20 protein-coding genes and 1 pseudogene are annotated in these 21,322 nt (G+C 48.5%); 20 read left to right on the top strand and 1 reads right to left on the bottom strand.

Annotated features, from left to right (window positions below; genetic code table 11):
* Positions 1-7 precede the first annotated feature (7 nt).
* From pfkA to Selli1_RS18785, 10 genes and pseudogenes are all read left to right on the top strand, one after another.
* Positions 8-982 (top strand): 6-phosphofructokinase, encoded by a 975-nt coding sequence (gene pfkA / locus Selli1_RS11010; protein WP_087167112.1) that lies wholly within the window; start codon positions 8-10, stop codon positions 980-982.
* A gap of 118 nt (positions 983-1,100) precedes the next feature.
* Entirely contained in the window at positions 1,101-1,949 is an 849-nt protein-coding gene (gene murI, locus Selli1_RS11005; protein WP_087167113.1) for a glutamate racemase, read from the top strand.
* An 18-nt stretch (positions 1,950-1,967) separates the two neighbouring features.
* Complete coding sequence (locus Selli1_RS11000) at positions 1,968-2,483, top strand: YwiB family protein (RefSeq protein ID WP_158099304.1); 516 nt, start codon at positions 1,968-1,970, stop codon at positions 2,481-2,483.
* A 94-nt stretch (positions 2,484-2,577) separates the two neighbouring features.
* Positions 2,578-3,402 (top strand): MerR family transcriptional regulator, encoded by an 825-nt coding sequence (locus tag Selli1_RS10995; protein WP_281873014.1) that lies wholly within the window; start codon positions 2,578-2,580, stop codon positions 3,400-3,402.
* A 135-nt stretch (positions 3,403-3,537) separates the two neighbouring features.
* The gene (locus tag Selli1_RS10990; protein ID WP_204864200.1) at positions 3,538-4,641 is read left to right on the top strand and encodes an ABC transporter substrate-binding protein; all 1,104 of its coding nucleotides are present in this window, start codon (positions 3,538-3,540) and stop codon (positions 4,639-4,641) included.
* Between the two features lie 11 nt (positions 4,642-4,652).
* A complete protein-coding gene (locus Selli1_RS10985; protein WP_281873012.1) occupies positions 4,653-5,510 on the top strand; it encodes an ABC transporter permease in 858 nt (285 codons plus the stop codon).
* Positions 5,500-6,291 (top strand): ABC transporter permease, encoded by a 792-nt coding sequence (locus tag Selli1_RS10980; RefSeq protein WP_087255283.1) that lies wholly within the window; start codon positions 5,500-5,502, stop codon positions 6,289-6,291. Before Selli1_RS10985 ends, Selli1_RS10980 begins: the two co-directional genes overlap by 11 nt.
* Positions 6,292-6,297: 6 nt before the next feature.
* Complete coding sequence (locus Selli1_RS10975) at positions 6,298-7,329, top strand: ABC transporter ATP-binding protein (protein WP_281873009.1); 1,032 nt, start codon at positions 6,298-6,300, stop codon at positions 7,327-7,329.
* The gene (gene speB, locus Selli1_RS10970; protein WP_087255289.1) at positions 7,326-8,285 is read left to right on the top strand and encodes an agmatinase; all 960 of its coding nucleotides are present in this window, start codon (positions 7,326-7,328) and stop codon (positions 8,283-8,285) included. Before Selli1_RS10975 ends, speB begins: the two co-directional genes overlap by 4 nt.
* A pseudogene (locus Selli1_RS18785) lies at positions 8,266-9,579 on the top strand (D-serine ammonia-lyase); the annotation flags it as partial. The gene speB and the pseudogene Selli1_RS18785, both read left to right, overlap by 20 nt.
* 1,126 nt (positions 9,580-10,705) lie before the next feature.
* On the opposite strand, the gene Selli1_RS10955 reads toward Selli1_RS18785, so the two are convergent.
* Positions 10,706-11,191: a 6TM ABC transporter family protein gene (locus Selli1_RS10955; RefSeq protein ID WP_281873007.1), complete on the bottom strand. Its 486-nt coding sequence runs from the start codon at positions 11,189-11,191 to the stop codon at positions 10,706-10,708.
* A 141-nt stretch (positions 11,192-11,332) separates the two neighbouring features.
* Between Selli1_RS10955 and cls the strand changes: the two genes are divergently transcribed.
* The 10 genes from cls to Selli1_RS10905 all read left to right on the top strand — a co-directional run bounded on the left by cls (position 11,333) and on the right by Selli1_RS10905 (position 21,136).
* On the top strand, positions 11,333-12,808 hold the full coding sequence (gene cls, locus Selli1_RS10950; RefSeq protein WP_281873005.1) for a cardiolipin synthase: 1,476 nt from the start codon (positions 11,333-11,335) through the stop codon (positions 12,806-12,808).
* 155 nt (positions 12,809-12,963) lie between these two features.
* Positions 12,964-13,803 carry a hydroxyethylthiazole kinase gene (gene thiM / locus Selli1_RS10945; RefSeq protein WP_405595539.1) on the top strand — a complete coding sequence of 280 codons (840 nt, stop codon included), beginning with the start codon at positions 12,964-12,966 and terminating at the stop codon, positions 13,801-13,803.
* Positions 13,790-14,431 carry a thiamine phosphate synthase gene (gene thiE / locus Selli1_RS10940; protein ID WP_087255292.1) on the top strand — a complete coding sequence of 214 codons (642 nt, stop codon included), beginning with the start codon at positions 13,790-13,792 and terminating at the stop codon, positions 14,429-14,431. Before thiM ends, thiE begins: the two co-directional genes overlap by 14 nt.
* Positions 14,428-15,090 carry an HAD family hydrolase gene (locus tag Selli1_RS10935; protein ID WP_087255295.1) on the top strand — a complete coding sequence of 221 codons (663 nt, stop codon included), beginning with the start codon at positions 14,428-14,430 and terminating at the stop codon, positions 15,088-15,090. Before thiE ends, Selli1_RS10935 begins: the two co-directional genes overlap by 4 nt.
* A 41-nt stretch (positions 15,091-15,131) precedes the next feature.
* Positions 15,132-15,950 (top strand): bifunctional hydroxymethylpyrimidine kinase/phosphomethylpyrimidine kinase, encoded by an 819-nt coding sequence (thiD, locus tag Selli1_RS10930; protein WP_087255298.1) that lies wholly within the window; start codon positions 15,132-15,134, stop codon positions 15,948-15,950.
* Positions 15,951-16,029: 79 nt separating this feature from the next.
* Positions 16,030-17,100 (top strand): trigger factor, encoded by a 1,071-nt coding sequence (gene tig, locus Selli1_RS10925; protein WP_118635516.1) that lies wholly within the window; start codon positions 16,030-16,032, stop codon positions 17,098-17,100.
* 169 nt (positions 17,101-17,269) lie between these two features.
* On the top strand, positions 17,270-17,986 hold the full coding sequence (locus Selli1_RS10920; protein WP_087167124.1) for a M48 family metallopeptidase: 717 nt from the start codon (positions 17,270-17,272) through the stop codon (positions 17,984-17,986).
* Complete coding sequence (locus Selli1_RS10915) at positions 17,983-19,518, top strand: YARHG domain-containing protein (protein ID WP_087167125.1); 1,536 nt, start codon at positions 17,983-17,985, stop codon at positions 19,516-19,518. The genes Selli1_RS10920 and Selli1_RS10915 overlap by 4 nt, the downstream gene beginning before the upstream one ends.
* A gap of 61 nt (positions 19,519-19,579) precedes the next feature.
* Complete coding sequence (locus tag Selli1_RS10910; RefSeq protein WP_087167126.1) at positions 19,580-20,410, top strand: N-acetylmuramoyl-L-alanine amidase; 831 nt, start codon at positions 19,580-19,582, stop codon at positions 20,408-20,410.
* A 39-nt stretch (positions 20,411-20,449) separates the two neighbouring features.
* The gene (locus Selli1_RS10905; RefSeq protein WP_087167127.1) at positions 20,450-21,136 is read left to right on the top strand and encodes a sigma-70 family RNA polymerase sigma factor; all 687 of its coding nucleotides are present in this window, start codon (positions 20,450-20,452) and stop codon (positions 21,134-21,136) included.
* Positions 21,137-21,322: the final 186 nt, after the last annotated feature.

Here is a 21,322-nt window from a genome sequence, read left to right as displayed (position 1 = left end):
AAGAATCATGGCAAAAGAAATCAGGACAATAGGTGTTTTAACGAGTGGTGGAGATGCGCCGGGAATGAACGCGGCGATTCGTGCCGTTGTAAGAACAGCACTTGGAAATGGACTGAAGGTCAGAGGAATCAGAAGAGGATACTCAGGACTTTTAAATGAAGATATTATTGATATGTCCGCGCGCGATGTTTCCGATACGATTCAGCGCGGAGGTACGATTCTCCAGACTGCAAGATGCCAGGAGATGTGCACAGAAGAAGGACAGCAGAGAGCGGCAGCGATCTGTAAGAAATATGAGATTGACGGACTGATTGTAATCGGAGGAGACGGTTCCTTTAAAGGAGCAAGAGCGCTGTCCAATCTCGGGGTGAATACGATCGGTCTTCCGGGAACGATTGACCTGGATATCGCATGTACAGAGTACACGATCGGATTTGATACTGCGGTGAATACGGCGATGGAAGCCATCGACAAAGTACGTGATACCTCTACATCCCATGAAAGATGCAGTATCGTTGAGGTTATGGGACGTGATGCGGGATACCTTGCGCTGTGGTGCGGTATTGCCAACGGAGCAGAGAGAATTCTGCTTCCGGAAGAGCATGATTATAATGCAGAGAAGATCATCGAAGATATCAAGCTGAACAGAAAACGCGGAAAGAAGCATTACATCATCATCAATGCAGAAGGTGTCGGTAACTCCGTCGGCCTTGCAAAAGAGATTGAAGAGGCAACAGGCATGGAGACAAGAGCGACGATTCTTGGACACATGCAGCGCGGTGGAAGCCCGACAGCAAAAGACCGTGTCTACGCGTCCATCATGGGAGCAAAGGCAGTGGATCTTCTTCTGGAAGGAAAGACAAACCGTGTCGTAGGCTACAAGCACGGCGAATATGTAGACTTTGATATCGACGAAGCACTGGAAATGGAAAAGGGAATTCCGCAGTATCAGTACGATATTGCAAAAGAACTCTCTCTTTAATTTACCTTGGAGAGCCAAAAAGCAGGGGGCATTGCGTACTCCCTGCTTTTTTATACTTGAAAAGCAAAAACAGAAATTGTACAATGATAGGACAGAAGGTAAAAAGGAGATATGGACTGTGAGTAGCAATAAAAAGGCGGCGCCTGTCGGCGTGTTTGATTCCGGAGTGGGAGGACTGACAGTAACAAGAGAGATCATGCGGCAGCTTCCGGACGAAAATATGGTGTATTTCGGGGACACTGCGAGAGTGCCGTACGGAAGCAAATCGAAAGATAATATCATACGTTACAGCCGGCAGATCATCCGGTTTCTGCAGACAAAGAATGTCAAGGCTATTGTGATCGCCTGCAATACAGCCAGTGCGCTGGCGCTGGATGTGGTGAAAGAGGAGACCGACATCCCGATTATGGGAGTGATTGTGCCGGGAGCCGCTGCGGCTGTCCGGGCCACCAGAAATAAAAAGATCGGCGTGATCGGGACAGAGGCGACGATCCGGAGCCAGATGTATTCCAAAGTGATGAAGGAGATGCTTCCGGGTGTGGAAGTGATCGGAAAGCCGTGTCCGCTTTTTGTTCCGATTGTGGAAGAAGGATTTGCAAAGCACAAGATTGCGGAGGAGGTCATCGATTACTATCTGGCATCGATGAAAGAGACGGATATAGACACAATGATTCTTGGATGCACCCATTATCCGCTGTTAAGATCCCGGATCATGAAATATCTGGGAGACGGCATTCAGCTGGTGAATCCTGCTTATGAGACGGCGATGGAGCTTAAGAAGCTTCTCAGGAAGATGGATCTGCTCAATGAAGGGCAAAGCAGCGCAGAAGAGAGCGGTCAGGTCTGTGCCAACGGCTCCTATGAGTTTTACGTAAGCGATACGGCGGACAAATTCAAGCAGTTTGCAAATTCCATCCTTCCTTATGATATCCGCACAACCCAGCGGATCAATATCGAAGAATATTAAACATGACGGGGAATGATTATGGATAGAGAGATATTACTTGGAATTACAGGAATGCAGTGGGAGATGATGGACGATGGAGAACAGAAGACAGAGGATGCCGAAGCAGTGGAAATGCTTACTTCTGCTGATTATTTCTTTAAAAATGGAAAACATTATTTCGTGTATGATGAGACGTCTGGAAGCGGTCGAAAGATTGGAAAAAGCAAGATCAAAATTACGGGAGACCGGATCGTTGAAATCATGAAAGCAGGAGAGATGAGAGGAGGACTGTTCTTTGAGAAGGACAAGCGCACCCTTACCTGTTATGAGACTCCGTACGGTCAGCTTCACTTTGGCGTCTGGACGACCGGTATTGATGTTGATGTAAAAGAGGACGAAATCCTTGCGGAGATCCGCTACCGGATGGAGATGGAAGACAAGCCGATGGCGGACTGCTGCGTCAAAATTCATGCCTGCAGCAAGGGGGAAAAGTCGGCTCAGATGGTGAGAGAGCTGATGGAGCATCAGAAGCAGGATCTCATAAAAGCAGAATAAAGACAGGACAAAGAGTACATTTCATGCTGGATGAAGAGTACTCTTTTTTTCTATTAGAAGTGTTGTCATGACAGAGATGGAAAGGAGCGGGAAAATGAGAAAATATGTACTGACTATTTCGGAGCTTGCAAAGCTTCGAAATACGACAAGCGAGACGCTGAGGCATTATGACAGGATCGGGCTGTTAAAACCGGTCTATGTATCGGACGGCGGACACCGGTATTACTCGATCCGGCAGTATGAAAAGCTTGGGACGATTCTGGAACTCAAAGAGATGGGGATGTCGCTGGAGGAGATCAAGGAATATTTCGAGAACCGGAACCTGAGGAAATCCTATGAGATGCTGAAAACGTACCAGCAGAGGTTTGAGGAACGGCTTAAGGAGCAGATCCGGCTCAATGAGATCATGCAGGAAAAGCTGGAGTTCGTCCGGAGTCTGTTCTCCCTTCCGGAAATGGAGACGGTTTTCGAGGAGGAGTTTCCGTTACGCCATATGATTACTCTTGGCAGGGAGTCCGGCGACCGGGAAGAGCACGCCATGGCCTTTACGAAGCTGGAGGGGAGCCTGGAAGAGAAGATTCCGATTCTGGCTACCGACCGGATGGGTGTGTTTTCAGATCAGAGGATCCTGATTCCAAGCGATGAGATGATTCCGGCTGTCCCGATGGTACTGGTGGATTCGGAAAAAGAAGGAAACAAGTACGTCCGGGAAATCCAGGCGGGAAAGTATGTCTGCATGATGTACAAAAATGGTCTTCTTGAGAAATATCATCCGTCCTTTGAAAAGATCAAACAGTATCTGTATCAGAAGCATTACCGGATCTGCGGACCGATTTTGCAGATCTATATTGTGGATGCCACCCTGACCAACGAAGAAGAGGAAAAGGTTCTGGAGATCCAGATCCCGGTAGAAGAATAAAGAAACGCCTTCCGGTCAGACTGATTTCGACAAAATTTAACAGTACTTTACAGAAACGTGCATTGAACTTTGTGTAACACAAAGATTTAAATTAAATTCGTAAAGGATAATCAGTTTGATTAGAGGAGGAAGAAAATGAAAGTGAGATTTGCAAAAGCGGCTGCGGCAGCTCTCGCGGCAGCAATGTTACTGACAGGATGTGGTTCTTCAGGAAGCACAAACAATGAAAATCTGGATTTAAACAGTATGTCACTGGAAGAGATTGAAGAGAAAGCAAAAGAAGAGGGCGAAGTCAACTCGGTAGGAATGCCGGACGACTGGGCAAACTGGGATGACACCTGGGCAGGCCTCAAGGAGAAATACGGACTGGAGCATACAGACGTGGATCTTTCCTCCGCGGAGGAGCTTTCCATGTTTGAAGCTGAGAAAAACAATGCGACAAAAGATATCGGAGACGTGGGAGAGACCTACGGTGCTGTTGCGGAAGACCAGGGCCTGACACTGAAATATAAGACAAGCTACTGGGATGAGATTCCGGACTGGGCAAAAGACGATGACGGCGACTGGGTCGTTGCATATTACGGAACCATGGGAATCATCACAAACAAGAAACTCGTATCCGATGCACCGACTTCCTTTGCGGATCTTCTGGAAGGAGACTACATGGTTTCCGTTGGAGACGTTGCAAGATCCACAAGAGCACAGTATGCAGTCCTTGCGGCGGCTTATGCAATGGGAGGCGATGAGAACAATATCCAGCCTGGACTTGACTTTTTCAAACAGATTGCAGAGCAGGGAAGACTGGACAAAGGAGAATTTACGCTGAGCAGAATGGAAAAAGGAGAGATCGAAGTTGCGATTGTATGGGATTTCGTAGGAATCGGTTACCGTGAACAGATCAAGGAAAACAATCCGGACGCGGACTTTGAGATCTGTATTCCGGAAGAAGGATCCGTACAGAGCGGATACGCTACCATCATCAATGCCTATACGAAACGTCCGCATGCAGCGGCTCTTACCAGAGAATATATTTTAAGTGATGAAGGACAGCTCAACCTGGCAAAAGGATATGCAAGAACAGTCAGAGATGTAGAACTTCCGGCAGAACTGGAAGAAAAGATGATTCCGGACGAACAGTACCAGAATGTACACATGGTAGAAGATGCGGAAGGATGGCAGAAGACAACGGAAGAACTTCCGACACTTTGGAATGAACAGGTACTTGCCTACGCAAATTAGGAGATGGGATCATGAAAAAATCAAGGAGCAAAACGTATTTACTGGCACTGCTTCCGTTCCTTGTGCTGGTCGGGATGTTTGAGATCGTACCGGTCATCTCGATTATCGTACAGAGCTTCATGCCGTCCGGTTCGGGAGCGGGAGTCACACTGGATAATTACATTCGGGTTTTTAGTGAAAAGCTGTACCAGACAGCAATTATCAACAGCGTGGTGATCGCAGTCTTTTCCTCGCTGATAGGCCTTGTGATCGCGTTTTTCGGCGCGAAAGCGGCCAATGAAAAAGGCGGAAAAATCGGGAGACTCTTCATGAGCCTTCTGAACATGGTCTCCAACTTCTCCGGAGTACCGCTTGCCTTTGCCTACATCATCATGCTTGGAAATACAGGAATCCTGACCCTGATCGGGCAGAAATACGGGATCGGATTCCTGGCGGAATTCCCGCTTTATTCTACAGTGGGGCTGATGATTACCTACATTTATTTCCAGGTTCCCCTTGCAACGCTGCTTCTGATTCCGGTATTTGATTCCGTGAAAAAGGAGTGGAAAGAAGCAGTCGGAATTCTGGGAGGCACACAGAAAACATTCTGGTTCAAAGTCGGAATTCCGGTTATGATGCCGGGAATCCTGGGAACCTTTTCGACACTGTTTGCCAATGCCATTGCGGCTTATGCAACAGCATACGCGCTGGTCATGAACAATGTTTCCATTCTGCCGATCCGGATTTCGGAGCAGTTTGTCGGTGACGTTGTCCAGAATCCACAGCTTGGCGGTGCCCTTGCGGTCGTACTGATGGCGCTGATGGTACTTTCGATTCTTTTCAATGACGGGATTTTGAAGAAGAACAGGAGGAGAAGCAATGGCAGGTAAAAAGAAAAAGACGGGAAGCATGGTTGTGCTTATTATTGTTGCGCTGTACCTTCTGATCCCGCTGGTTTTAACATTTTTATATTCCTTGTTTACGGAATGGATTTCCATTCTGCCAAACGGTTTTACCTTGAATGCCTATGTGGAATTATTCCAGGACAGCTATTTCTGGCAGAGCATTGTGCGGACACTTCTGATTTCGATACTTCCGATCGCGATCTGTACGCTGGTCGTGCTGCTGGCCATGTATGTGGTAGTTGTATACGTGCCGGCGCTTGACAAGGTGATGAAGATGATCTGTACGATCCCGTACGCGATCCAGGGCGTCATCCTCCCGATCAGTGTGCTCGGACTGTACGCAGGAGCGCCGGAACCGTTTTCCAATCGTGTGTTTATGCTGGTATGCACCTATTGTATCGTTGTCCTTCCGTATGTTTATCAGGGAGTGAGAAACAATCTGGACGCAGTGTCCGCTCCGAGGCTTCTGGAAGCGGCACAGATGCTGGGGGCAGGAAAGTTCTATGCATTCTGGAGGATCATTCTTCCGAATATCACAAATGGAATCATGGTATCCGTCATGCTGGCCATGTCCATCGTGTTTGGAGATTTCGTAATTATCAATACACTGGCAGGAAACTATTTCCCGACCGGACAGATGTACCTGTATTCGGCAATGAGACAGTCAGGTCAGAAAGCAAGTGCCGTGATCGTGATTCTGTTTATTATCACACTGGCAATTTCACTGGTGGGTTTTGGTCTGCAGAAAAGCAAGAAAAGGAGATAAGAGAAGATGTCTTACATAGAGTTTCAGAATATCAATAAGTTTTATGGAAAGAACCAGGTATTGAAGGATATCAGCCTGAACATTGAAAAAGGACAGTTTGTGACATTGCTCGGACCTTCCGGATGCGGAAAAAGTACGCTTCTTAGGTGTCTGTCCGGACTCGAAGAGATCAGCTCCGGCCGAATCATCATGGATGGAAAAGACATTACGAATCTGGAACCTAAAGACAGAAACATCGGAATGGTGTTCCAGCACTACAGCCTCTTTCCGAATATGACGGTGGAGGAAAACATTGCCTTCGGTCTGAAAATGCAGAAGAAAAGTAAAGAAGAAATCAAGGCGAAAGTGGATTCTGCGATTCAGATCGTGGAGCTGGAAGGAAAGGAAAAGGCCTATCCGGAAAATCTTTCCGGAGGACAGCAGCAGAGAGTGGCGCTTGCGAGAAGTATCGTGCAGCAGCCAAAGGTTCTGCTTCTGGATGAGCCGTTAAGCGCCATCGATGCGAAGCTTCGGAAGTCTCTGCAGAACAGCATCAAGCAGATTCACAAGGATCTGGGACTGACCTGTATTTTCGTAACCCATGATCAGGACGAGGCGATGGTAATGTCTGATACGATCCACCTCTTCCATGAGGGACGCATTGAACAGTCCAGCGATCCGATTACCATGTATACATCTCCGGTAAGCCAGTTTGCAGCGGCATTCATCGGTAACTATAATATTCTTTCCCGGGAGCAGTTTGCAGCTGTAACCGGAAAGAAGATTGCATCTGAAAACGGAATCGCAATCCGCCCGGAAACGATTCAGATTGTAACAGATCCGTCGGAAGAGACAGACTATACATTTGACGGTGTAATTATTGATAATACACCAAAAGGAAACGTTTTGCAGTATAATATTAACGTAAATGGTGTTAAAATGAAAGTAGACGTACTCTTCAGGAGTAAGGTACTTTTTGAAAACGGACAGAAACTTCGTCTGTCTGTAGCAGATCACAACTGCATCAGAATTTGCAGAAAGGAACAAAAACGACTATGAAACATGGAATCGTCAATTCGCTCGAAATCCCGCGTTTTTCAGGGATTCAGACCTTTATGAGAATGGAGAATGACACGGATCTTCAGGATGCGGACTTTGTCGTGGCAGGAATTCCGTTCGATACCTGTGCGACTTACCGTGCAGGGGCCAGATTTGGCCCGGCCGCAGTCAGGGAGATGTCTTCTCTGGCGGCCAAACCGTATAATCCCGTTCTGGAAGTGGATATTTTCGGGGAATGCCGGGGAGTGGACTACGGCGATCTTCCGACGGTGCCGGGGTATGTGGAGGAGACTTTTGACAAGGTGCATGCGCAGATGAGAACACTCTTTGAAAGCGGAGCCGTTCCGATTGTAATAGGAGGAGATCACAGTGTGACGCTGCCGGAACTTCGGGCATGCAAGGATGTACACGGAGAGGTGGCGCTGATTCATTTTGACGCCCACTATGATACGATCAAAGAATACTTCGGAAAACCGTACAGCCACGGTACACCGTTTTACCATGCGGCAAAGGAAGGGCTGGTGGATCCGTCCTGCTCCATTCAGGTAGGAATCAGGGAAGGGCTTTACGGACCGGAGGACGCGCAGAATTCCGCAAATCTCGGGTACGAGTCCATCGATGCTCTTACGATGCACCACATGAGTGCACAGGAGGTCATAGACCGGATCAAAAGCAGGGTTGGCGGAAAGAAAGTGTTCCTGACATTTGATATCGATTTCCTGGATCCGGCATTTGCTCCGGGAACCGGTACACCGGTGCCGGGCGGATTTTCCACCTGGGAGACGCTGGAGATCCTGCATGGCTTAAAAGATCTGGATGTTGTGGGATACGATGTGGTAGAAGTGGCAAACGCATTTGACGGTTCGGGAATCACTGCCATCGCGGCAGCAGGAATCATTCAGGAGTTCATGTCTCATATTGCATGGAGGAAAAAGCATGGAAAAGATCAAAGATAGGATTGGTGAAAATCCGGTCGTAGAAAAGCTTGCACGAGCAGAGGAAACAGCGTGGATCAATCCGAAAAAAGAATGCTGGGATGATGCCGGAGAAACTTTTGATGTCCGGCCGGAAGAGATTGAGGATGCAAGGGCAAGACTGGAGCGGTTTGCACCGCTGATTCTCAGGTATTTCCCGGAGACGAAAGACCGGGGAGGACTCATCGAGTCCCCTCTTGAGGAAATCCCGAAGATGAAGGCGGCGCTGGAAGAAAAGACCGGAAGCGCTGTTGCCGGAAGACTGCTCTTAAAGGAAGACAGCCATCTTGCCATTGCAGGTTCCGTCAAGGCAAGGGGCGGGATTTATGAGGTGCTGAAATATGCGGAGGATCTTGCGGTGAAGCACGGTCTATTGAAAGATGGCGACAGCTACGCGGTTCTTGGAGAGGAAGAGAATCGTGCAGTATTCCGGAAGTATACGATTCAGGTGGGATCCACAGGAAATCTGGGGCTCAGCATCGGTATTATCAGTGCAGTTCTCGGATTTCGGGTCATTGTTCATATGTCTGCGGATGCAAAAGAATGGAAGAAACAGCTTCTTCGGAAGTTCGGCGTCGAAGTCAGGGAATATGAGCAGGACTACGGAGAAGCGGTCAGACAGGGAAGGGCGCTCTCGGACCAGGACTCAAACAGCTATTTTGTGGATGATGAAAATTCCAGAACACTCTTCCTTGGATACGCGACAGCAGGAAAACGGCTGAAAGAGCAGCTGGATGAACAGAAGATTGTCGTAGATAAGGAGCATCCGCTCTTTGTCTATATTCCATGCGGAGTCGGCGGAGCGCCGGGCGGCATTACGGCGGGACTCAAATGGGTGTTTGGCGATGCGGTGCATTGTTTCTTCGCGGAGCCGGTGCAGGCTCCTTGTATGCTGCTTGGTATGGCATCCAGACTGCACAATGAGATTGCGGTTCAGGATATCGGACTGACAGGAAAGACCGATGCAGACGGACTTGCGGTAGGACGTCCGTCTGCCTTTGCGGGAAAGATGATGGAACGTGTATTAAGCGGCGAAGTGACAGTGGAAGACCGGAAACTTCTTCAGTATATGAAGCTTTTGATGGATACGGAAGAGATTTTCCTGGAGCCGAGCGCCTGCGCCGGATTTGCAGGTGTGTCAGCGATGGCAGCACAGGAGGAATTTCAGAAGTATGTGAAGGAACACGGGCTGGAGCCGGTGATGGGAAACGCCGTACAGATCGTCTGGGCGACCGGAGGAAGCCTGGTGCCGGAAGAGATGCGCAGGCAGTATCTGGAAGAGGCACGGATCCTGTCACTGAACGTACCGGGATTTACAGAAAGTGGAAACTGGTACAAAGGAAACCTTCACAGCCACACGGTCAATTCTGACGGCCATCTGACACCGGCGGAGTCGGTGAAACTGTTCCGGGAGCACGGGTATCATTTCCTCTGCTTTTCCGAACACGATCGTTATACCGATTACAGGGACGAATTTGACTGTGAGGACTTTATTATCCTTCCGGGGCTTGAGGCCTCTGCCGTGCTCTATGAGTCAGAAGGATCGAAACTCAGACCGAAGGTGCATCACATCCATGGAATTCTCGGCACGAAAGAAATGCAGAAACAGGCCACAAAAGAGCCGTACAAGCATATGGAGATCCATCCGGTGGACAAATATTACGGAGACTGGGATGGAGCGAAAGCGGCGCAGAAACTGGCGGATGAGATGACGTCCAGAGGAATGATCGCGACCTACAATCATCCGATCTGGTCCAGAGTGCGGGAGGAAGAATTCATCCATACAAAAGGAATCTGGGCGCTGGAAATCTATAATTACGGCACGGTAAATGAAAGTGCCACCGGATATGATGAGACATACTGGGATGTCATGCTGCGGGAAGGGAAACAGATCTTTGCCTTTGCATCCGATGACAATCATAATGACGGGATTGTGGAAGACGCCTGCGGCGGATATATCGTTGTAAAGGCAGAGGAACTTTCCCGCGAAGCGATTGTAAAAAACATGCTGGCAGGAAATTATTATTCATCCTCAGGACCGGAAATCTACGACTGGGGAATCCGGGACGGAAAAGCATATGTCAGCTCAAGCCCGGTGTACAGGATCGATTTTATCGCAGGCAACTGTATTAACGACGGGACATCAATTGTATGCAGATCTGTGGACGAGACAGTGGAAAGCGGCGAATATGTCCTTAAAGGACATGAGAAATATGTGAGGGTAAAATGTACTGACCGGTACGGAAAGACTGCATGGAGCAATCCGATTTTCCTTGACCGGGAAAATGCATAGTTTTCCGGAAGGGGAAAACGAAAGAAGATACCGGAGAGTCCGGAATCATTAATAGAAAAAGAGACAGAAAAAGAGTGCGGATGAAATATTCCGCACTCTTTATGCTGTCTTATTTCTTTTTTGATTTTGATGAATTCTTGGAAGCCTCTTCCCTGGCTGCTTCCTTAGCTCTTGCAAAAAATCCTTTTTTCTTCTTTGGAGCTTCCAGAGGCCCTCTGACACCTCTTACTCCTGTAATATAAATACCGCTCACGGTAGCTTTGACTTCTTTTTTCACAGGAACAAGCGGGTAAACCTTATCATCACACATAAATGTCATGATCTTCGGCCCGACTTTTGCCTTAACGACATAAACCTTGGACCGGCGTAAATATTTCGGCGTGCTTTCCATTACGATAGATGGAAAACCGGCATCTTTCAGCTTCATACGGCCCTTGTCTATGACGAGTATGGAAATTGTCTGAGCCATGGCATCGATCTTCTCCTGCTGTTCCGCCTGCTTCTTCTGAGCGCGCTTTCCAAGAAAATAAAGGACGATCAGAGCGATGACCAGAATAACAAGAATCACGAGTGATACGATAAAAAACGGACTCATCTTAATTACTCTCCTCCAATCTTTTGTTACACATGTTGTATTGTAGCATTGTTTTTGGGGAAGCGCAAGTAGTTTGCAGGCGGGTTGCATCTTTTTTCCCCTGCAAGTATAATAAGAGAGGAATCGAGGAGGAAATAGTATATGGAAATAATATTCGAATTAACAAAAGACGCAGCTCTTTGGATACTGGACAACCTCGTATTCATCAACATCATTTTATCGATCATTATTATTTTCTTTCAAAGACGAAATCCGACAGCGGTCTGGACATGGCTTTTAGTCCTTTACTTTATTCCGATTGTCGGTTTTATCCTGTACCTTGTGGTGGGACAGGACTATAGAAAAAGTAAAATGTTCAAGATGAAAGAGATTGAAGATGAGATCAAGTACGCGGTGAGGCGCCAGGAGGAATTGATCTACCGGAGGAAGCTGAGACTGAAAACCCCGGAGATGGAGCGGTTCCAGAGCCTGATTCTTTATAACCTCAATGCGGCCGAAGCAGTGCTGACAGATAACAATGACATTCGGATTTACACGGACGGCAGGGAGAAATTCGATGCCCTGATCGCAGAAATGAACGGGGCGAAAAATTACATTCATCTGCAGTATTATATTATCCGGAATGACGAACTATGGCAGGAAATTGAAGAAGTACTGACAAGAAAAGTACAGGAAGGTGTTGAAGTCCGGGTGCTTTTTGACAGTATGGGCTGCCGGAAAATGAGGGAACGTTCCTGGAGACGTCTCGAAAAGGCCGGCGTCCAGGTGGCAGAGTTTTTCCCGGCATTTCTGGGTCAGCTGCAGCTGCGCGTCAATTACCGGAACCACAGAAAGATTGCGGTCATTGACGGCAGAGTCGGATTTGTAGGGGGATTTAATATCGGAAGAGAATATCTGGGGCTTGATACGAAGAAATTCGGATACTGGAGAGACACCCATCTTTGTATCGAAGGATCCGCAGTGACATCCCTTGCTGTCCGCTTTGTACTGGACTGGAACTACGCGGCCAAGGAAAATCTTTTCCTTCAGGACCGGCTTTTTGAAATTCCGGAATATGAGAGAGACGGAAGGTCTCTCGTACAGATTGTATCCAGCGGACCGGACTCCAAATACGACAGCGTCCGGGATAACTACTTAAAGATGATTCAGATGGCCGAAAAGTACATCTACATCCAGACCCCGTATTTCATACCGGACCAGCCGATTCTGGACTCCTTAAAAATCGCGGCAAAATCAGGAGTCGATGTCCGGATCATGATCCCGTGTAAACCGGATCACCCGTTCGTTTACTGGGCGACCTATTCCTATCTTGGCGAAATGGCGGCCGCAGGAGCAAGATGCTACACATACCAGAACGGATTTCTCCACGCAAAGACCATGACTGTTGACGGCCTGGTCAGCTGCGTCGGGACCGCCAACATGGACATTCGCAGCTTTCAGCTCAACTTCGAAGTCAACGCCACCATCTACAGCGAAGGAACAGCAAAAAAACTGGAAGACGCATTCGAAAACGACCTCCTCGTCTGCAAAGAGGTGACAGAAGAAACCTACAGACAACGCGGCCTGTCCATCCGCATCCGGGAACAGATCTCCAGACTGTTCTCACCACTTCTGTAGAACTTACGTATTTTTGGGGACGTGTTCCGATGCACAGGTACACGACGTAAATGACAAAAAAATCCCCGAAACCCGCATAAAATAAGGCAAAACTTGAATTATCAGATTTTTTTCATCGGGGACGGGTTCCGGTGCACAGGTACACGTCCCCGATGATGCGAAAGGAGTGGAGGATATTGAAGGAGTTTCTTGAGAATGTGAGAGGTTTGATGCCGCTTGTGCATAATATTACGAACTATGTGACGGTGAATGATGTGGCGAATGTGCTGCTGGCGTGTGGTGGAAGTCCGATCATGTCGGATGAGCCGGAGGATGTGGAGGATATTACTTCAATCTGCGGTGGTCTGAATATTAATATTGGTACGCTGCACAAGACGAGTATTGACGGGATGGTCCGTGCGGGGAAGCGGGCGAATGCGTTATCCCACCCGGTGCTTCTGGATCCGGTGGGGGCGGGAGCGAGTGTGTTCAGGACGAATACGGCGTTGAAGCTGATGGAGGAACTGAAGCTCACTGTGATTCGTGGAAACATCTCGGAGATCAAGACGCTTTATCTTGGGAGCGGAACGACAAAGGGGGTAGACGCGGATATTGCGGATGCCGTGACGGAGGAGAATCTGGAGGAGAGTATCGTTTTTGTCAAATCGTTTGCGAAGAAAGAGGGATGTATCATAGCTGTGACCGGAGCGATTGATCTGGTCACCGATGGAGACAGGTGTTACGTGATTCGCAATGGTCGTCCGGAAATGGGCAAAATCACCGGAACCGGATGCCAGCTTTCGGGTATGATGACGGCATATCTGACAGCGAATCCGGAGCATCCGCTTGATGCGGCGGCAGCGGCAGTCTGTGTGATGGGACTTGCCGGAGAGACGGCGTGGAAGCGGATGGAGGATGGGGATGGAAATGCCACCTACCGGAACCGGATTATCGATGCTATCTACAATATGACCGGGGAGGACCTGGAGAAAGGAGCTGTTTATGAAGTGCGATAGAAAAGATTTTGTTCTTTATGCGGTGACAGACCGGAGCTGGCTGAATGGTAAGACGCTGACAGAGCAGGTGAGAGAAGCGCTGGAAGGGGGAGCAACCTTTATCCAGTTAAGAGAGAAAAATCTGGATGAGGAGACATTTCTTGAGGAAGCAAAAGAAATTCAGAAATTGTGCCGGGAATATCAGGTGCCGTTTGTCATCAATGATAATGTGAAGATTGCAGAGGAGATTGGTGCGGACGGGGTTCATGTCGGTCAAAAAGACATGGAAGCGGAAGATGTGAGAAAGCGGCTTGGGCCGGACAAGATTATTGGTGTTTCTGCCCAGACTGTGGAGCAGGCAAAAAAAGCGGAGCAGCACGGCGCGGATTACCTTGGAGTGGGAGCCGTGTTCCCGACGGGCTCCAAGGCGGATGCCACGGAGGTAAGCCATGAAGTATTAAAGGAAATCTGCAGGGCGGTCCGGATTCCGGTCATTGCCATCGGAGGTATCAGCAGAAAAAATGTGATGGAGCTGAAAGGCAGCGGTATCTGCGGTGTGGCTGTGATCAGCGCGATTTTTGCAAGCAGGGATATCAGGACAGCGGCGGCAGAGTTAAAAAAGAGTGTGGAAGAGATGATTAAAGAATGATCAAGGGAGTTATTTTTGATGTGGACGGAGTCCTGCTTGATTCGATGCCGGTCTGGGAAGAGATCGGCGAACTTTATCTGAAAAGCCAGGGACGGGAAGGGAAACCGGGGCTTCGGGAAATTTTGTTTCCGATGAGTCTTGAGCAGGCAGCAGACTATCTGATCCGGGAGTATGATCTTCCGAAGACGGCCGTCCGGGTGGTAGAGGAAGTCAACGGGATGATCCGGACATTTTATGCGGAGAAGGCAGAATTAAAGCCGGGAGTCCGGCGGTATCTGGAACAATTCCGGAAAGCGGGGATTCCGATGGCTGTTGCAACTTCGAGCGGAAGAGAAAATGTGGAAGCTGCATTTCGAAGACTTTCGGTGCTGGATCTGTTTCAGGATATTTTGACTTGTTCGGAAGTGGGACAGGGGAAAAATCATCCGAAGATCTATCTGGAGGCAGCAGAAAAAATTGGTACAAGACCGGAAGAAACGTGGGTATTTGAGGATACCTGCCATGCACTTCTGACCGCGAAGAGGGCAGGCTTCCGGACGGTGGCGGTTTATGACCGGGCAAGCAGAAAAGATCTGGACACCTTAAAATCCGAGGCGGATATATTTCTGACGGAGTACGGGGATGTGGAATTGTTTTTGCAGCAGGCATCTGCTCGGTAATCAGGCGGGAATGCGGCGAAAAAAGAAAGGACGTGTGGAAAATGAGAACAGCATTGACAATTGCGGGAAGTGACTCCAGTGGAGGTGCGGGGATTCAGGCGGATATCAAAACCATGACTGCAAACGGTGTATTTGCCATGAGTGCGGTGACTGCGTTGACTGCACAGAATACGACCGGGGTGAAAGATATCATGGAGGTTTCTCCTGCGTTTTTAAAGGAGCAGCTGGACTGTGTTTTTACTGATATCCGGCCGGACGCGGTAAAGATCGGCATGGTTTCGTCTTCGGAACTGATCCGGGCTATTGCAGACAAACTAAAGGAATACAGGGCTGAAAATATTGTGGTGGATCCGGTGATGGTAGCGACAAGCGGGGCAAGACTGATCAGCGAAGATGCAGTAGAAACCTTAAAGGAATGTCTTCTCCCGGAGGCGGACATCCTGACACCAAACATTCCGGAGGCGGAGGTTCTTTCCGGGATGAGGATCTGCACAGAAGAGGATATGATCTGTGCCGGACAGAAGATCAGTGAAACGTACCATCTGGCTGTACTGGTCAAGGGAGGCCATCAGTTAAATGATGCCAATGACCTGCTATGTCAGGGCGGTGTCTGTCGCTGGTTTTACGGAAAGCGGATCGACAACCCGAACACCCATGGAACCGGGTGCACATTGTCAAGCGCTATTGCCTCCAATCTGGCAAAGGGCTTTTCCATGGAGGAATCGGTGGAACGGGCAAAAACTTACATATCCGGAGCGCTGGGAGCCATGCTGGATCTGGGAAAGGGCAGCGGACCGATGAACCATGCCTTTGACATTCACGGAATGTTTGTCCGGGAAGCAGGAAAAGAGGCTGAATAGAAGCGGGAAAAGGACGGCTTGTCAAGAGAACAGAAGTATGATATAACTGGAAAGAGATGATAATAAAGGAGACAGGAGTATGAATAATAAAAGGAAACAGGCTCTGGCTGCAGGAGTATGTATGATTGCGGCTGTATCCCTGCTGGCCGGATGCGGACCGAAGGAAATCGAAAATGATTATGTCAAAATTAATGGATATACAGACCTGGAAGTCAGCGAGATCACAGAGACGGAAGTGACCGACGAAACCGTGGATTCCCAGATCGAACAGATCCGGCAGAATTATGCGACCTATACGGAGATTACAGACCGGGCTGCTCAGGAGGGAGATATGGTTACGATCGATTATTCCGGAGCGATTGACGGAGTTGCCTTTGACGGAGGCACGGCATCCGGACAGCAGCTCGAACTTGGAGCGGGCGGATATATTGATGGATTTGAGGATGGAATTGTAGGCCATACAACAGGGGAAACTTTTGATGTCAATACGACATTCCCGGACCCGTACGAGAATAACCCTGATCTGGCCGGAAAAGATGCGGTATTTACAATCACACTGACAAAGATCGAAGAAGTTTCCCTTCCGGAGTTGAATGATGAGTTTGTCACCATGGTGAAGGGCGAAGACACAACAGTTGATGATTATAAGAAAGAAATCAGGGATATCCTGGAAAGTCAGGCCGAGGTACAGGATCAGACACAGAGACAGACGGAGATTGTTGACGCTCTGATGGAGAATGTAGAGCTGAAAGAATATCCGGAGGATAAAGTAGAAGAATATACCAGCCTTATGAAAGAGCAGTACCAGCAGATCGCAACTTCCTTAAATATGGAGTATGCGGATTTTCTGGAACAGTACATGGGGATGGACGAGGAAGCATTTAATGAAGAGATAGATACACAGGTCAAAGAGTATGTCAAACAGCAGGAAGTGCTGGATCTGATTGCCGGGGAGGAGAACATTACCGTATCCGACGACGAGATTGATGAGTGGGTAGAACAGAATGCGCAGGCACAGCAGATGACAGCGGATGAGCTGAAAGAGCAGTATTCGGAAGATGAACTGAAAGAACAGGCATTAAATGAAAAAGTGATTTCCTGGCTTTGGGATGAAGCAAAAGTGACATCGGAAAGCTCTGATAATGAATAGGAATCCATAAACGCAGAGGCGTATCAGTTATTGGGAGACAGGACTGATACGCCGTTTATATTACGCAGAAAAGAACGAAAATCGAAAGAATCTGTTGCGTAAAGCGGGGAAACATAAGATAATATGAGATAAGGGGATATCTTTATATTTCTTGATTGGGGGATACAACATGAGACGCTGCTTTTATGACAGACAGACGGGAGCGGTCTTTTATGACCTGCAGAGAGGAAAGAGGGAAACAATTGAGGTGGCCATTCTTTCCGGAGGGAAAGTGCGGGTAAAAGCACCGTACCGGATGCCGGAAACAGCCATCCGCAGATTTTTAAAAGAAAAGGCTCCATGGGTCAAAGAGCAGCTGGAAAAGATCGAAAAGAGCCGTAGAGAATGGATGGAAAAACGGTTTCAGGACGGCAGCGTCTTTTATTATCTGGGAGAGCCGTTGAAGCTTTCGATAAAGAAATCAGAAGGTGAGACTGTATGGCAGAGAGACGGACAGCTGCTGATAGATCAGACAGCAGCAACACCTCAGAAGCGGAAAGAGCAGTTGGAAAAATGGTACCGGATCCGGGCAAAAGAAAATATTGAAAGCCGGGTGAAGGTGTTTGCCGCAAAGATCGGGGAGAGCCCGAACAAAGTGACTATCAAGGCACAGAAAACAAGATGGGGCAGCTGCAGCAGCCTTGGAAATTTGAATTTCAACTGGAGGTTGATCATGATGCCGCAGAAGATTATTGACTATGTGGTGGTTCATGAGCTGTGTCACTTGAAGGAGATGAACCATTCCTCGGCTTTCTGGAACCGGGTGGAGGAAATAATGCCGGATTACCGGAACCGCAGGAAATGGCTGAAAAACAATGCATGGAAAGTTGAGTGGGAGCAGATATGAAAGAAAGTTTGAAGTTGGCAGTGGAGAAGGCAAAGAGAGGCGAGAGCGAGGGATTCGGCACGATCTACAGAGAAACCTGTGCGGATGTCTATTTTCGTGCCAGACTGATGATGGGAAACCGCGGCGAAGCCAGAGAACTGGTCCGCCAGATCTACCTTGTCGTGTTCCGGACTATCAGCACGCTCCAGGATCCGGCGAAGATGGAAAAGTGGCTTTATACCGTTCTCTATAAACTCGGGGAGAGAGAATGCCAGAAAAAGAAAGGAATGATTCTGGAGAAAGAAAAGACAGCGCCTTCCTGGGAGGGACAGCGCGCTCCGGAGACGACAGCGGAGCGGCAGCAGATCGTCCGGATTCTGAAATCCAGCTACAAGAAAATAGGAACAGCCGGGAGGCTGGTCTGCCTGGCATACTACTATGAGGGATGGAGCATGGAAGAACTGTCCCGTCTGTGGAAGTGTCCGGCCGAGAAACTGGAGGGAATTCTGGAATATGCAAGGATTGAGCTGGGACTGATGTGTACCCAGGCAGGATATCTGCACGTGGACATTTCTTCGGATATGATGGTCCTGATGTTTGAACTTCTGCGGGAAGACGCGGAAGAAGAAATCCGCCAGGCAAGACTTGGGAAGCTTTATGAAGAGCTGGAAGGAGAGCTTGATATCGAAGATCAGGATGAGCCGGACGAAGAAAAGTCTTTTTTCAGGAAATGGTTCGCCATGATTATCCTTGCAGCAGCGGTGATTATCGGACTTGCCGCAGTTGGAGGGAACTATCTCGGGCAGCTTGTCACCCGCAATGAGACGGAGAAAAACGAAGAGACTGACCAGAACGAAGAAGAGGAAAAGAATACCTGGAGCCTGGCAGACTATAAAGGAAACTGGTGTGACGAGGCGAATGCGGGCTCTGAAGTGATGTCGACGGACGGAATCTGCGAGGTGGAAATCAAAAGTGCCGCAGACCAGAGAGTTGTATTTGATATCCGGAAAACTTACGGAAGCGACGAGGATTATGTATTCCGGGGAGCGAATGACGTGACCGGCGTTGTTTCTGATAAAACGGCCTCTTTTACCTTTTCGGACGAATATAACAACCGGATGGAAGGAACCATCGAATTCCAGGATGAGGCTCTGAAGGTTGTCGTAAAGAGGGCCTCGGGCGGACAGTCAGAAGGGCTGACAGCGGCAATGGACTGCACGATGAAGCGGGATCAGTACGCTGACAGCAGGACAAGACCTCAGGAAGAAGAGGAAGATGAGGATTATATTTTCCCGGAAAGTGACAGCCGGCTTCTGACAGAAGAAGACTTCGAGGGAAAGACAAAAGCAGAACTGCGTCTTGGACGAAATGAGATTTTTGCAAGACATGGAAGAATCTTCGAAACCGAAGATCTTGACGAATGGTTCTCATCCAAAGACTGGTATGAACCGCTCTACACAGCGGATGAATTTTCCCGGAATGTACGGTTGAATTCTTATGAAAGACAGAATGCGAACCTGATTCTGGCGGAAGAGAGAAGAGCCGTGGATTAGACGGGAACGTAGGACAGGACTCCTGCATATGTATGTAAAAAAGACATATGCAGGAGCTTTTATGGCTGTTTCGATTATGCTGGATGCAGGGCACGGCGGAAGAGATCCGGGTGCTGTTTACAAGGGAAGACAGGAGAAAGATGACGCACTTCAGATGGTACTGGCGGTGGGAGAGATTCTGGAAAACCGGGGAATTGATGTTCAGTACACACGGACAACAGACATCTACGAGACACCGTATCAGAAGGCGATGAAAGCAAATGAGGCCGGAGTGGATTATTTTATTTCGATCCACCGGAATTCCTACCCGGTGGACAATGCGGTGTCCGGGGTGGAAAGTCTCGTATATGATCTTTCAGGAATCAAATATGAGATGGCCGAGGATATCAATGACCAGCTGGAGACAATCGGTTTCCGGAATCTGGGAGTGAAGGCAAGACCGAATCTGGTCGTCCTGAAACGGACGAAGATGCCGGCCGTTCTTGTGGAACTGGGATTTATCAATTCCGACACGGATAATCAGATTTTTGATGAGAATTTTGACGCTATTGCTCTGGCAATCGCTGAGGGAATTCTTGATACACTGATGCAGCGCCCGGATATGGACCTGGACAGTGAACCGGAGGAAATGCCGGGGGTGACGCCGGAAACAGAGACGGAGGAAACAGAAGAAGAGGCCCGCTACCACATTCAGGCCGGTGCATTCCGTAATCCGGACAATGCACAAAGGCTGAAGGACGAACTGATTGCAGATGAATTCCCGGCTTTTATCAGCCATGAGGGACCATATTATAAAGTGTTGACAGGAAATTTTGCTTCCGTCGACAAAGCAGCGGATACCGAGCAGGCACTGAAACGGGCCGGATATCAGACGGTGATTGTATCAGAATAAAGACAGATACCGGCACGAAAAAGAAAAGGAGAAATACAGATGGCAGACAGACTGGAATTTCAGGGAAAACTTGGATGGATTCTGGAAGAGGCAAAGCGGCAGGATAACAGGATCCGGAAAGAAGAAATCGAGAAATATTTTGAAGATGACCATTTAAGCGACGAACAGATGGAGCTGGTATACGACTACCTTTTGTCTCAGAAGGTAGCCGTATCAGGATACGAAAGAAAGCATGGGAGAATTCTGACAGAAGAGGAAAGGGAGAAATCCTATTCAGAGGAAGAAAAGCGCTATCTTCGCAATTATCAGATGGAGTTAAGAGAAGTGCAGGGAGAGCAAAAAGGACTTTCCGAATTTCTGGAAAAAGTACTGGGGATCGCGGAATCTGTCCATGACGGGAGCGTTTTTCTCGGGGATCTGGTACAGGAAGGAAATGTCAGCCTGATGCTGGCGCTTCAGGAGACAGAAGACGAAGAAAAGATTCTGGAAGCGGTACAGGAGGGGATCGAGGCATTTCAGGAAGAGCAGAAAGACGTCCATGTCAGAGACCGGAAGATGGTTGAGAAGGTGGACGAGCTGGAAAGACAGATCAAAAAGCTCAAAGAAGAGATGGGCAGAAAGATTACCCTGGAAGAACTTGCCCTTTATACGGACAGGAGCGAGGCGGAAATCCGCTCTGTTTTAAAGCTTGCGGGCGAGGAAGTGAAAGACGAAGAAGAAAACTGACAGATAAACAAAGCGCCGTGCCGGAGCAGATCCGGGAACGGCGCTTTGTTGTTTTCTGATTATATGGCTTTAGCCAGTTAAGCGTGATGGAGTTTTTCGTGTTCCGAAAAATGTAGGCACGCTTAACAAAAAACCACCCGCTATGCGGGTGCGCGTCGATCGTTATACACCAAAAATCACCTTTCC

Origin of the sequence: Sellimonas catena, assembly GCF_027924685.1 — a bacterium.
In the GTDB taxonomy this organism is placed as follows: Bacteria; Bacillota; Clostridia; order Lachnospirales; family Lachnospiraceae; genus Sellimonas; species Sellimonas catena.
Note: the sequence above shows the minus strand (reverse complement) of the source record. Positions and strands in the feature narration are given on the sequence as shown.